Origin of the sequence: Lactococcus hircilactis, assembly GCF_009601015.1 — a bacterium.
Taxonomy (GTDB): domain Bacteria; phylum Bacillota; class Bacilli; order Lactobacillales; family Streptococcaceae; genus Lactococcus; species Lactococcus hircilactis.
In genome coordinates this window covers 42,571-55,646 of the sequence record NZ_WITJ01000010.1, presented here as the reverse complement: position 1 = coordinate 55,646, position 13,076 = coordinate 42,571, and the positions used below count along the sequence as shown (strand labels likewise).

General features: G+C 39.3%; 17 protein-coding genes. 16 read left to right on the top strand and 1 reads right to left on the bottom strand.

Annotation, left to right across the window (positions count from 1 at the left end):
- The first annotated feature begins 43 nt into the window (after window positions 1–43).
- The 15 genes from fabD (at window position 44) to serB (ending at window position 12,191) form a co-directional block, all read left to right on the top strand.
- Window positions 44–970: an ACP S-malonyltransferase gene (fabD, locus tag GHI93_RS08105; RefSeq protein WP_153496550.1), complete on the top strand. Its 927-nt coding sequence runs from the start codon at window positions 44–46 to the stop codon at window positions 968–970.
- A 152-nt stretch (window positions 971–1,122) separates the two neighbouring features.
- Entirely contained in the window at window positions 1,123–1,854 is a 732-nt protein-coding gene (gene fabG, locus GHI93_RS08100; protein ID WP_153496549.1) for a 3-oxoacyl-[acyl-carrier-protein] reductase, read from the top strand.
- 43 nt (window positions 1,855–1,897) lie between these two features.
- A complete protein-coding gene (gene fabF, locus GHI93_RS08095; protein WP_153496548.1) occupies window positions 1,898–3,121 on the top strand; it encodes a beta-ketoacyl-ACP synthase II in 1,224 nt (407 codons plus the stop codon).
- Window positions 3,106–3,618: an acetyl-CoA carboxylase biotin carboxyl carrier protein gene (gene accB, locus GHI93_RS08090; protein WP_425481761.1), complete on the top strand. Its 513-nt coding sequence runs from the start codon at window positions 3,106–3,108 to the stop codon at window positions 3,616–3,618. Before fabF ends, accB begins: the two co-directional genes overlap by 16 nt.
- A gap of 223 nt (window positions 3,619–3,841) precedes the next feature.
- Window positions 3,842–4,552 (top strand): hypothetical protein, encoded by a 711-nt coding sequence (locus GHI93_RS08085; protein ID WP_153496546.1) that lies wholly within the window; start codon window positions 3,842–3,844, stop codon window positions 4,550–4,552.
- A gap of 14 nt (window positions 4,553–4,566) precedes the next feature.
- Window positions 4,567–5,001 (top strand): 3-hydroxyacyl-ACP dehydratase FabZ, encoded by a 435-nt coding sequence (fabZ, locus tag GHI93_RS08080; protein WP_153496545.1) that lies wholly within the window; start codon window positions 4,567–4,569, stop codon window positions 4,999–5,001.
- 3 nt (window positions 5,002–5,004) lie between these two features.
- Entirely contained in the window at window positions 5,005–5,262 is a 258-nt protein-coding gene (locus tag GHI93_RS08075; RefSeq protein WP_153496544.1) for a hypothetical protein, read from the top strand.
- A gap of 67 nt (window positions 5,263–5,329) precedes the next feature.
- Window positions 5,330–6,700, top strand: a complete 1,371-nt coding sequence (locus tag GHI93_RS08070) for an acetyl-CoA carboxylase biotin carboxylase subunit (protein WP_153496543.1) — start codon at window positions 5,330–5,332, stop codon at window positions 6,698–6,700.
- 20 nt (window positions 6,701–6,720) lie between these two features.
- Complete coding sequence (gene accD / locus GHI93_RS08065) at window positions 6,721–7,596, top strand: acetyl-CoA carboxylase, carboxyltransferase subunit beta (RefSeq protein ID WP_153496542.1); 876 nt, start codon at window positions 6,721–6,723, stop codon at window positions 7,594–7,596.
- On the top strand, window positions 7,589–8,377 hold the full coding sequence (accA, locus tag GHI93_RS08060; protein WP_153496541.1) for an acetyl-CoA carboxylase carboxyl transferase subunit alpha: 789 nt from the start codon (window positions 7,589–7,591) through the stop codon (window positions 8,375–8,377). The genes accD and accA overlap by 8 nt, the downstream gene beginning before the upstream one ends.
- A 117-nt stretch (window positions 8,378–8,494) precedes the next feature.
- Window positions 8,495–9,631, top strand: a complete 1,137-nt coding sequence (serC, locus tag GHI93_RS08055; RefSeq protein ID WP_153496540.1) for a 3-phosphoserine/phosphohydroxythreonine transaminase — start codon at window positions 8,495–8,497, stop codon at window positions 9,629–9,631.
- Window positions 9,624–9,800: a hypothetical protein gene (locus tag GHI93_RS08050; protein WP_153496539.1), complete on the top strand. Its 177-nt coding sequence runs from the start codon at window positions 9,624–9,626 to the stop codon at window positions 9,798–9,800. Before serC ends, GHI93_RS08050 begins: the two co-directional genes overlap by 8 nt.
- A gap of 15 nt (window positions 9,801–9,815) precedes the next feature.
- Window positions 9,816–11,000 (top strand): 3-phosphoglycerate dehydrogenase family protein, encoded by a 1,185-nt coding sequence (locus tag GHI93_RS08045; RefSeq protein ID WP_153496538.1) that lies wholly within the window; start codon window positions 9,816–9,818, stop codon window positions 10,998–11,000.
- An 11-nt stretch (window positions 11,001–11,011) separates the two neighbouring features.
- On the top strand, window positions 11,012–11,503 hold the full coding sequence (locus tag GHI93_RS08040) for a pyridoxamine 5'-phosphate oxidase family protein (RefSeq protein ID WP_153496537.1): 492 nt from the start codon (window positions 11,012–11,014) through the stop codon (window positions 11,501–11,503).
- A 34-nt stretch (window positions 11,504–11,537) separates the two neighbouring features.
- Window positions 11,538–12,191, top strand: a complete 654-nt coding sequence (serB, locus tag GHI93_RS08035; protein ID WP_153496536.1) for a phosphoserine phosphatase SerB — start codon at window positions 11,538–11,540, stop codon at window positions 12,189–12,191.
- Window positions 12,192–12,225: 34 nt separating this feature from the next.
- Here the strand turns inward: serB and GHI93_RS08030 are convergent, their stop codons facing one another.
- Window positions 12,226–12,468, bottom strand: a complete 243-nt coding sequence (locus tag GHI93_RS08030) for a GlsB/YeaQ/YmgE family stress response membrane protein (protein ID WP_153496535.1) — start codon at window positions 12,466–12,468, stop codon at window positions 12,226–12,228.
- Between the two features lie 190 nt (window positions 12,469–12,658).
- On the opposite strand from GHI93_RS08030, the gene GHI93_RS08025 reads away from it, so the two are divergent.
- Complete coding sequence (locus tag GHI93_RS08025) at window positions 12,659–13,009, top strand: arsenate reductase family protein (RefSeq protein WP_153496534.1); 351 nt, start codon at window positions 12,659–12,661, stop codon at window positions 13,007–13,009.
- Window positions 13,010–13,076 lie beyond the last annotated feature (67 nt).

The window sequence follows — 13,076 nt, the reverse complement described above, 5'->3', positions numbered from 1 at the left end:
AAAAAATATAGTTTGACAACTCAAATAAAAAATGGTGAAAAAGATGACGAAAACTGCATTTCTTTTTTCTGGGCAAGGTGCCCAAAAATTAGGCATGGCTTACGATTTATATGAAAAATATGACAGTGTTAAAGCAACATTTGATCGCGCAAGTCACTTATTGGGCTATGATCTGCGTGCCTTGATTGATCATGATGAAGAAAAACTTAATGAAACAGCTTATACACAACCTGCGATTTTGGCCACTTCAATCGCGATTTATCGTTTATTGCAAGAAACGGGCATAAGCCCTGATGTGGTTGCTGGACTTAGCTTAGGAGAATATAGCGCACTCGTAGCTTCAGGAGCATTGACCTTTGATGATGCCATAAAATTGGTTGCAAAACGCGGTCAATATATGACGCAAGCTGCACCGACCGGTTCAGGAAAAATGGTTGCCGTCATGAATACTAGTGCTGAAATCATTGAAGAAGCCTGTAATGAAGCGCGTCAATACGGGATTGTCAGTCCAGCAAATTACAACACCCCAGGACAAATTGTCATCGGGGGAGAAAAAGACGCAGTAGATCATGCTGTTGCGCTGCTCAAAGCAAAAGGAAGTAAAAAACTTATTGAACTCAAAGTCTCAGGACCTTTTCATACCGCGATTTTAAAACCCGCTAGTGAAAAGTTAGCTGTGGCATTAGAAAAAACAAATTTTACTTCCTTTAATCTCCCATTGATTTCAAATACCACCGCGCAAGTCATGGAACATGATGAAATAAAAGCACTCCTTACGCGACAAGTTATGGAACCCGTTCGTTTTTATGAGTCCATTGAAACCATGAAAAATATGGGAGTTGAGCGATTTATTGAGGTTGGTCCAGGGAAAATTTTATCTGGATTCATCAAAAGAATTGATAAAACCGCCGACTTTACAAATGTTGAAGATTTATCGAGTTTTGAAGCACTGACAAAAATACAAGATTAAAAAGAAATCAAATCAATCAAAAGTGACGAGTTCTGACGTTTTATGAACGGTCACATTTGTCTTTAGAAGCGTTTCACTTAATGCTTATCCCTTTCTTATTATTTTTTGAAAATAGAAATGAGATAGGAAAAAATCAATAATCGGAGTAAACGATGGAAATCAAAAATAAAAACGTATTTATTACAGGATCAACACGAGGCATCGGACACGCGATTGCTCTTGAGTTTGCAAAACGTGGTGCAAATGTGATCATTAATGGACGCTCAGCTATTTCAAAGGAAACCTTAGCTGACTTCACAGCTTTTGGTGTTCAAGCAATCGGAGTATCAGGAGATATTTCAAGCTTAGACGATGCCAAACGAATGGTTCAAGAAGCAACAGACCAACTTGGCTCAGTAGATATTTTAGTCAATAACGCAGGAATCACAAAAGATGGACTTTCTTTAAAGATGAAAGAAGAAGATTTTGAAAGTGTGTTAAAAATCAATGTGACGGGTGCATTTAATATGACCCAAGCCGTTTTGAAGCCCATGACACGTGCGCGCCAAGGAGCCATCATCAATATCTCATCTGTTGTTGGTTTGATTGGAAATGCAGGACAAGCCAATTATGCCGCTTCAAAAGCAGGTCTCATTGGCCTGACAAAATCTATTGCACGAGAAGTGGCCGCAAGAAATATCCGTGTCAATGCGGTAGCACCAGGTTTTATCGAGTCAGATATGACTGCTGTTTTATCGGATAAAATAAAAGGAAGTATGCTCAATCAGATTCCAATGAAACATTTTGGAAGTCCAGAAGATGTTGCAAAAACTGTACTTTTCTTAGCAGAACAAGAATATATCACAGGACAAGTCCTCACCATTGATGGTGGGATGGTCATGTAATATTAGGGAATTTTCCCAACATAAGATTTAAAAGGAGAAAAAAATGAGTCGAGTAGTAATCACAGGCTACGGTGTCGTTTCAGCAATCGGTAACAATCCAGAAGATTTCTGGGAAAGTTTGAAAACAGGAAAAACAGGAATTGGTCCTTTGGATCGTTTTGATGCCACAGCAACAGGAATTTCTGTTGCTGCACAAGTTAAAGATTTTCCTTTCGAAAAATACTTTGAGAAAAAAGATGCCAGAAGAATGGATTTATTCAGTCAATATGCAGTGTATGCTTCATTAGACGCAATGGAAATGGCTGGCATCACAGAAGAAAATACAAATTATGATCGTTTAGGTTGTATCATGGCTTCTGGGATTGGTGGTCTTGAACAAACGCAGAATAATTCGATTGCAATGGAAAATAAAGGCCCTCGAAAAGTAGCTCCTTTATATGTTCCACTGGCTATTGCCAATATGGCAGCAGGAAATGTAGCGCTCAGGACTGGAGCGCGCGGCACTTCTCGTGCAGAAGTAACCGCATGTGCAGCAGGAGCAAATGCAATCGGATCTGCTTTTCGTGAAATTAAACACGGCTATGCTGATGTGATGATTTCAGGAGGAGCTGAGAGTGCGATTTGTGAAATCGGAATCGCAGGATTTGCAAATTTGACTGCTCTAACGAAAGAATCCGACCCAACACTTGCATGTCGTCCTTTTGATAAAGAACGGTCTGGTTTTGTCATGGGTGAAGGTGCTGGTGTTTTGATTTTGGAAAGTTTGGAACACGCACAAGCACGTGGCGCAAATATTTTAGCTGAAATTGTTGGTTATGGTTGTACCAATGACGCCTTTCACATGACGACACCGTCAGGAACAGGTGCAGAAAATGCAATGAAATTGGCACTCGAAGAAGGAAATATTGAACCAAGTGAAGTGGATTATATCAATGCGCACGGCACTTCTACCCACGCAAATGAAGAAACAGAAGCAAAAGCGATTCATAATGTGATTGGAGATCGTGCCTTTGTTTCTTCAACTAAAGCACTTCATGGACATGCACTTGGGGCAACAGGGGGGATTGAAGCTGTCGCAACTGTCCTTTCAATCATGCATCAATACGCACCAGTCAATGCAGGAACTAAAGTACTTGATGATGATATGACTATCAATGTCGTCCTTAAAGAAGGACAAAGCACCCCAATCAATGTGGCCTTATCGCAAGATTTCGGATTTGGTGGTCATAATGCCGTTCTTGCATTCAAAAAATGGACGGGCAAATAAAAAGGAGAGATGATAAAATGAATATTTCAGAAGTAAAAGAATTGATGGATAAGTTTGATCACTCTAGTTTACGTGAATTTTCATGGAAAAATGCGCAAGGTGAGCTTGACTTGTCCAAAAATGAAAGACAAGTCTCTTCCTCATTTGAAAAAAATTACAGCGCTCCATCAGTAACTCCTACCAGCATTCCTGAGAATTATGATACAAATAGCGTCGAACTTACAGAAGAAGTAATTGAGGAAAAGCCCAAAGCAGTTGCTCAAGGAGAAGTTGTCAAAAGTCCTTTGGTCGGGGTTGTTTATCTCAAGAGTTCTCCAGAAAAACCTCAGTTTGTAAATATTGGTGATACCGTCAAAAAAGGTCAGACGCTTTTGATCATTGAAGCAATGAAAGTGATGAATGAAGTTCCAGCACCTAAAGATGGTGTTATCACAGAAATTTTAGTTGCTACTGAGGACGTGGTCGAATTTGGACAAGAACTCGTGCGCATCAAATAATTTCAGCCAAAATTTTCTTTTACATACTTCTTGGAAGGTGAAAAATGCTATTTCTAAGTCCATTGTTTTTAATCATCGCGATTTGTGCGACTTTTTAGCCACCAAAAATGACTGGAAAAAATAAGATTTATCGCTAAAAATTCTTGTTTTAGCAATCGACCTTATTGCGCCAATTTTCATTGGATTTGTCACTTCTTCCATGTAAGTAAAAGGAGGATAGAAAATGAAAAAACATTGGATTTTTGTTCCGCTTGCAGTACTTGTAGTTTTAGGGGGAATTTACGTATGTTATGATTTTTTCAAACCAGATCCTGATTTGACAATTCCTGCCGATTTTCACTATCAAGGCCGTTCTTATGAGCAGTCGCTCTATCTGGATTGGGATACGCATTCGTTAGAAAAAGTAACGAAGATTGGGAAACTTTCACAAAAAAGCTACCTCAATCTTGTCAAATTTCCAGAACTCCCAACAAAAACGACTTTGGGCGTCGAAAATAGCAATCTCGGCTTCATGGATCAAGGATCAAGCGCTGTTTATTTCTCTGATAAGGCGGACAATAGTCTTTCTCGTGCGTTAGCGCTTATTTCTCCCCTCAAAACTGACGTTGAGACGGGAGGCGTGAATGGTAAAAAGTTGAAAGATTATTCACTCTCAGCAAAAAGCACAAGAATTTTGACAGATTATCTCAGCGCGCATGAAAACGAAGGAAAAAGGATAACGGATGATCCATTTGCCACATCAACCAAATCAATTTATAATCTGACAATCTCTGGAAAGAATGCCTACGGCTTTAACACCTCTTTCGCTTATGGGATAAGTGATTCGGGGGTTCCAATCATTGAGCGGACTTTGGGAGATGAAAACGATCCTTCTGATAAGAGCATCGTTTGGGAAAACATTCCGCAAAACATTCAAAAAATTATTGAAAAATAGAAAGGCATTATGAAATGACAGAAGTAAATATAGATGTCACAAAAGTCATGGAAGCTTTACCTCATCGCTATCCCATGCTTCTTGTGGATCGCGTGATTGACATTTCGGATGATGAAATTACAGCCATCAAAAATGTGACCATAAACGAAGAATTTTTCCAAGGACATTTTCCAAAATACCCTGTGATGCCAGGCGTTTTGATCATGGAAGCTTTGGCTCAAGCAGCAGGTGTTTTAGAACTTTCTAAGCCTGAAAATAAAGGAAAACTTGTCTTTTACGCTGGCATGGACAATGTCAAGTACAAAAAACAAGTCGTTCCTGGAGATCAACTTATTTTGCACGCCAAATTTATTAAACGTCGTGGATCAATTGCAGTTGTAGAAGCAAATGCGACTGTTGATGGAAAGATCGCAGCAAAAGGAACGCTGACTTTCGCACTAGGAGCGTAAGAGATGCGAAACCTATTTGCAGCTATCGTAATCACTCCCAAAGGGACAAAGGCACCCGCTTTTATCTTTTCTACTGTCGTGCGCGTGTTGGCTGTTATTTTGGGACTTTTGCTTATTTGGGCAGCGCTCCATCTTGAAAATTTCGTACAGGATAGCTCAGGAAAACTGCTGTGTTTAGGGATTGGCCTTTTTATTGCCATCGGTGATACTATTTTTCAGATTCTTTCGACGAAAAATTTTTTCGAAAAGGAAAAAAAGTAGCTCACGTCACTTTCGCGTGGTGTTTGGAATGCTTTGAAGTGCTTTGTAAAAAAGTTTAGGAGAAAAAATGTTTAATAAAATATTAATTGCCAATCGTGGTGAAATTGCGGTGCGAATTATTCGTGCAGCAAGAGAGTTAGGAGTGGAAACTGTTGCAGTTTACTCCCAAGCAGATCAAGACGCACTTCATGTGGCTTTGGCTGATGAGGCCATTTGTATTGGGCCAGCAAGAAGTAATGACTCTTATTTAAATATGAATAATATTCTTGAAGCTGCTGTGGCAACGCACGCACAAGCAATTCATCCAGGATTTGGATTTTTGAGTGAAAACTCTAAATTCGCGCGACTTTGCGAAGAAATGAACATCAAATTTATTGGACCATCAGCTGAGGTTATGGATGCTATGGGAGATAAAATCAATGCGCGTGCGCGCATGCGCAAAGCTGGAGTTCCTGTAACACCAGGCTCTGAGGGCGAAGTATATAATGCTGAAGAAGCTTTGAGCATTGCTGAGCGTATTGGCTATCCTGTCATGTTGAAAGCTTCTGCTGGTGGAGGAGGAAAAGGGATTCGAAAAGTAACTTCGAGTGAAGAACTTGTTCCAGCCTTTAATGCCGCCACAGCAGAAGCGAAAGCTGCTTTTGGGAATGGTGCAATGTTTATTGAACGCATGATTTATCCTGCACGACACATTGAAGTTCAAATTTTAGGTGATCAGCATGGACATGTCATTCATTTGGGAGAACGCGATTGTTCTTTGCAAAGAAATAACCAAAAAGTTTTAGAAGAAAGTCCATCAGTAGCGATCGGACAAACTTTGCGTCATAAAATCACTAGTGCTGCAGTTAAAGCAGCGCAAGCAGTAAACTATGAAAATGCAGGGACAATCGAATTTCTCTTGGATGAAAAAGCAGGCGAATTTTATTTCATGGAAATGAATACGCGCGTACAAGTGGAACATCCTGTTACTGAATTTGTCTCAGGTGTTGACATTGTCAAAGAGCAAATTCGGATTGCTTATGGTGAACCGTTATCAAAAAAACAAGAGGATATCGTTTTTAGAGGGCATGCGATTGAATGTCGAATCAATGCTGAAAATCCAAAGTTTAATTTTGCACCGAGTCCTGGGAAAATTACAACACTCTTTTTGCCTTCTGGAGGAGTCGGATTACGAGTAGATTCTGCAATGTATAGTGGTTATAGCATTCCTCCTTATTATGATTCGATGGTGGCTAAAGTCATTGTACACGGAGAAAACCGGTTTGAAGCGTTGATGAAAATGCAGCGTGCACTCATGGAATTTGAATTGGAAGGTGTAACCACAAACATTGATTTCCAATTAGAATTAATCTCTAACGCACAAGTCATTGCTGGAGATTATGACACGGGATTTTTGGGAAATGTTTTTTTACCCGAATATTTGAAACAAGAAGATTAGAACGATAAAAGAGGAATAAAATGCCTTTATTTCAGAAAAAAAAATACATCAAAATTACTCCCAATCGCTCACTTAATCAGGATCCACGAACAAATCCTGAAGTGCCCGATGAACTTTTTGCAAAATGTCCAAAATGTAAACACAGTATCTATGTTAAAGATTTAGGGGCCGCTAAGATTTGCCCACACTGTGCTTATAATTTTAGAATTTCAGCTCAAGAGCGTCTGTCATTACTGACAGAATCTGAAACAGATTTTGAAGAGTGGTTCACAGGGATTGAAACGAAAAATCCATTGAATTTTCCAGGCTATTTAGATAAATTGGAACAAGTGAAAGCAAAAACGGGACTTGATGAAGCCGTTTGGACTGGAAAAGCGATCATGGGAGATCATTCACTCGCGCTTGGAATTATGGATTCAAATTTTATAATGGCATCAATGGGGACGGTTGTTGGTGAAAAACTCACTCGTTTATTTGAACGTGCAACGCTAGAACATCTCCCTGTTGTGATTTTTACTGCCTCAGGTGGAGCTCGGATGCAAGAGGGAATCATGTCTTTAATGCAGATGGCAAAAACATCTGCTGCGGTTAAACGCCACTCAAATGCTGGATTACTTTACATTACGGTTTTAACAGATCCCACGACAGGTGGGGTTACGGCTTCTTTTGCAAGTTTAGGCGATATTATTTTAGCTGAACCTCAGTCATTGATCGGTTTTGCAGGTCGTCGCGTGATTGAAGAAACAGTGCGTCAAACTTTACCAGATGGGTTTCAAAAGGCAGAATTTTTACTTGAACATGGTTTTGTCGATGCGATTGTCAAACGGACAGAGTTGCGTGATCAGTTGATTCGATTATTAGATCTGCATCTTGGGAAAGGAGAAATACATGTTTGATTTGAATCTTTCTAAAAAAACAAATCGAAAAGAAATTGCAGAAATTATCAATGCAGCCCGCGCTATTGATCGTGTTTCTGTGCGTGAAATTATTGAACATTGTTTTACTGATTTTTTTGAATTGCATGGGGATCGTCAATTGCTTGATGACCAGGCCATTGTTGGTGGAATTGCAAAATTTGATGATCAAGCAGTGAGTGTCATCGGGATTCAAAAGGGGAGAAATTTAACCGAAAATTTGGCAACGAATTTTGGTCAACCAAGTCCGAATGGTTATCGTAAGGCACTTCGCTTAATGAAACAAGCAGAAAAATTTCATCGTCCAATTTTCACATTTATCAACACTGCAGGGGCTTATCCTGGTATCGAAGCAGAAGAACGCGGGCAAGGTGAAGCGATTGCAAGAAATTTGCTAGAAATGTCAGATCTTACAGTTCCTGTGATTGCAGTGATTCTTGGAGAAGGTGGGTCTGGTGGAGCATTAGCTCTTGCTGTTGCAAACAAAGTTTATATGCTTGAAAATGCAGTGTATTCAGTATTATCACCAGAAGGCTTTGCGACAATTTTATGGAAAGATGGAAAACGGCGAGACGAAGCGGCAGAATTGATGAAAATGACTGCAGATCATCTGTATGAAATGAAGGTTATTGATGGAATCATTGCTGAGGAAAATCTGTTTGAGCAACTTTCCATCACGCTAAAAAAAGCGTTAGTAGAGTTGAACGCATTGACTCCTCAAGAGTTGCAAAATCAGCGCTATGAGCGGTTTAGAAAATTTTAAAAGAAATGAATGGCTTTTTTACTGTTCATTTTTTTGCTTTTTTTTAGTTTATTGTCGTCAGTGTCAGAAAATTATGGTATAATACAAAAAATAACATCTTATGAGATTGGAGAAAAAATGGTTTATAATTTTGCAGCAGGGCCATCTGTCTTGCCAAAAGAAGTCTTGTTAAAGGCGCAAGATGAATTACTTGATTATGCAGGGTCTGGCATGTCCGTTATGGAATTAACACATCGAGGCAGTGAATTTTCATCAATCTTATCAAAAGCAGAAGCAACATTGCGTGAGTTAATGTCCATTCCAGATCACTATAAAGTACTATTTTTACAAGGTGGTGCTTCGACACAGTTTACCATGATTCCACTGAATCTCGCAGTGGGTAAAAAAGCGTATTATATTGAGTCAGGAAGTTTTGGAAAAAAAGCTTATACAGAAGCCGTAAAGCTCTCAAAAGTCATTGATTTTGAACCGATTTCTCTGGGATCAACTGAAAAAACAAAATTTGATCGGTTGGTTAAAGCAGTAGGGAAAAAAGAAAATCCACACGATGAGTGTGCGTATGAAATCAATGAGATCGATCCAGATGCTGCATATGTTCATATCACGTTAAATAATACGATTGAAGGAACAGCGATTTATGATTTGCCAGATGCTCATGGCGTTCCACTTGTAGGAGACATGAGTTCAGATATTTTGGCAGTGGATTATGATGTATCAAAATTTGCTTTAATTTATGCTGGGGCACAAAAAAATATTGGTCCTGCTGGAGTGACGGTTGTGATTATTCGTGAAGATTTTTTACCGAAAAAAGAAATCTTGTCATCAATGTTGGATTATCGGGTCCTTTCAGAAAATGATTCTTTATACAATACGCCACCGACATTTGGAATTTATATGGCAGGACTTGTTTTTGACTGGGTCAAAGCGCAAGGCGGAGTGAAAGCACTGGAAGCTAAAAATCGAAAGAAAGCAGCGCTTTTATACGATTTTATTGATCAGAGTGAGTTTTATCAAAGTCCAGTAAAAAATAAAGCAGAGCGTTCAATTTGTAATGTGCCGTTTACGACAGGAGATCAATCCTTTGATCAAGCGTTTATTGCATTTGCGGACGAAAAGGGATTCAAAAACATTAAAGGACATCGCTCTGTGGGAGGGATGCGTGCAAGTATTTATAATGCTTTTCCTTATGAAGGCGTGCTTGAGTTGGTTGAGTTAATGAAGACGTTTGAAAAGGAACATACAAAACATGAATAATGTTATTTTTTGGATTCTTGTCGTTGTGGGGCTAGATTTAGTTTTTGCACTACTTTATGCTTCAATCAAAACAACTTTGAAAAAAGATAATCCCTCGCGTTCATGGCTTTATTATTTTTGGATTGGAAGTTTGGGCGGACTGTTTGAGTTAATTTTTGCAGCATTATAGAAAAAAGAGGAAATTATGGTTTATCAGATTAAGACGATCGGTAATAATATCGATCAAAAAGGACTCTCAGAACTTGGAGATCAATTTGCGATTGATCAAGTGACAGAAGAAAAAGCACACGCATTTTTGTGTCGGGCTCAAAATTTTCACACGTATAAATTTAGTGAAAATCTACTTGCAATTGGACGGGCTGGGGCTGGATTTAATAATATTCCAGTTGAGCAATGCTCGAGTCAAGGGATTGTTGTTTTCAATGCACCTGGGGGCAATGCGAATGCGGTCAAGGAGTTGGTGCTTGCAATGATGATTTTTGGGTCTCGGAATTTAAAGCCAGCAAACAAATGGCTCTCAGAGCAATTGGGAAGTGATCAAGCGATTGATTTGGCCGTTGAAAAAGGAAAGAAAGCTTTCTCTGGATCTGAAATTGCTGGAAAAACGATTGGAATTATTGGGCTTGGAAATATCGGTTCACGTGTTGCTAACGATGCTGAGAAGCTTGGAATGAAGGTGATTGGTTACGATCCATACATTGCTGTTGAGCGGGCATGGGAAATTTCTTCTCATGTTAAACGTGTGACTCAGTTGAGTGATATTTTTGAACAGGCTGATTACATTACGATTCATACTCCATTAACCAAAGAGACACGTGGGATGTATGGGGCTGAAAATTTTGCAAAAATGAAAAAAGGAGTGGTTGTCCTTAATTTTGCACGCGATGAAATTACGGATAAAGATGCGGTGTTAGAATACATCAATAATGGCACCATTCAACATTTTGCAACGGATTTTGGATCGGAAAAATTTTATCATCAAGATGCCATCTTTGTAACTCCTCATTTAGGTGGATCAACGGCTGAGGCCAGCCTGAATTGTACACGAATGGCTGCAAATTCGCTCAAACGTTATTTGATGACAGGTGAAATCATTAATTCTGTTAATTTTCCACGTGTTGTTCAAGAGCTAAATTCTCCTTATCGCATTACTTTGATTAATAAAAATGTGCCCAATGTTGTCGCAAATATTGCGGCATTAGTTTCTGAACAATCCATCAATATTGCGAATATCGTCAATCGTGGACAAGGGGAATTTGCCTATACTTTGCTTGATTTGGATGAATCGAATGCAGATAAAATTGATGCACTTGTTGATCAGTTTAAAGCGAATGAAAATATCGTTCGTGTTCGTGTGATTCAACGATAAAGAGGGCAAAAATGGCTAAAGAAATGCGTCGCAAAAAATTACAAACGTCAAAAAAAGAAGCGCTTCGGGTACTTTTTGAATCTAGCTATGGTGTTCTCGCAACAGTTAGCCCAGCTGGAGAACCTCGAGCAACAGCAGTGAATGCAGTGTTGATTGACGAGGAAACGCTTGTTTTTCATGGTGCTCCTGTTGGCGAAAAAATGGAAAATTTAATTGCAAATCCTGCGGTTAGTTATTTTGTGGTGGCACATGAAGAAGTGCTGGGAAAAGATTTTACTACTGATTATTTGTCAGTCAGCGTGCAAGGAATCGCTGAAGTTGTGACAGATGACAAAGAAAAACGCGAGTTATTGGTAAAACTTTCACAACATTTTGCGCCAGAAAAAACAGAAGATGACGTTGTAAATTATATTTATCCCGCTCGGATGGGAAAAGTTGCTGTTGTACGCATCAAAATTTTGGATATGAAGGGGAAATACCATCCTGCGATGAGAACACGTTAGCATAGGAAAAAGTGAGTAGAGTGGAAAATACGAAATGAATGAACAAACGAAGAAACTTCTTGTGATGGATGTCGATAGTACATTGATTGAAGAAGAGGTGATTGATCTGCTTGGAGATGAAGCGGGAGTGGGAGATGAGATTGCGCGGGTGACGGCAGCTGCTATGCGAGGAGAGATCGATTTTAAAGCGGCGTTGCGTGATCGTGTGGCTTTGCTTGAAGGATTGCCCGATGATATTTTTGAAAAAGTATATTCTCGTGTTCATTTCACTAACGGGGCTAAAGCCCTGATTAAAGCAGCACATCAACGTGGGTGGAAAGTGGGTGTCGTTTCAGGAGGGTTTCATGAAATCGTTGATAAACTAGCTCAGGAAGTTGCGCTTGATTATGTGCTTTGTAATCATTTAGCTGTTAAAGCGGGAAAATTAACAGGAAAAACAGATGGGCCAGTGGTGGATAAAATACTCAAGTTAAATACGATCAAAAAATGGGCTGAACTGAATCATTTGACGTTGTCAGACGTGATTGCACTCGGAGATGGAGCGAATGATCTTCCGATGATTCAAGCTGCAGGAGTAGGCATTGCGTTTTGTGCAAAACCTGCGGTACAAAAGGGAGCACCACATCTTTTGAACACGCGTGATTTGATGAAAGTGCTTGAAATTGTTGATCAATTGGCGGATGAATGAACATGAATTTTTCCGATAAAAAAATGAGCAGTGCTCATTTTTTATTTTTCCCAAAGATAAGACTTGCGACTAAAACAACAATCACTGCTCCGATGATTGAGGGGACTAATGCCATTCCTGCAAGGGAAGGACCCCAGTGTCCAAAAAGCGCTTGTCCGACCCAAGCTCCTAAAAGTCCAGCAATGATATTTGTAACACAGCCCATTGAATCACCATATTTTGTGATTGCTCCAGCGATGGCTCCGATAAGTGCGCCAACAATTAATGACCAAATCATAGGTCGTCTCCTTTTTCTTATATTATTATTATATTACCATTTTATCACAAAAAATTGTTATTTTTAAACGAAAAGAAAAAAGAGGTTTGAATGGGCTTTTGAAATTCAAAATAAAATGGTACAATAAAATGCAAGTGCTTTTAAGCGAGGTCTGTACTGATTTTTGGGTCAGTTAGAAAAGAGTGAAAAAATGTATCAATTTTATGGATATCCAAAATGTTCGACGTGTCAAAAGGCAAAAGCGATGCTGAATCGTTTAGAGGTTAAGTATCAGGAAATAGACATCAAAGAAAATCCGCCAGAAGCGAAAACATTTGAAAAATGGTTTAAAGAGGGCAATTTTTTACCCAAGCAATTTTTTAATACGAGTGGATTGGTCTATCGTGAGATGGGGCTGAAAGACCGATTATCCGAGTTATCCCTAAAAGAGCAAGCGCATCTTTTGGCATCAAACGGAATGTTGGTCAAACGTCCGCTTTTAATCAAGGACAATCAGCTGATTGCGATTGGTTTTAAAGAGGCAGTATATGCCCAGCTCTAATTTTTCTTTTTCGTTTCTGAGAGGAAAAATGAGACAAAGAAAAAAATAAAAACGAGAGACGTCGTAT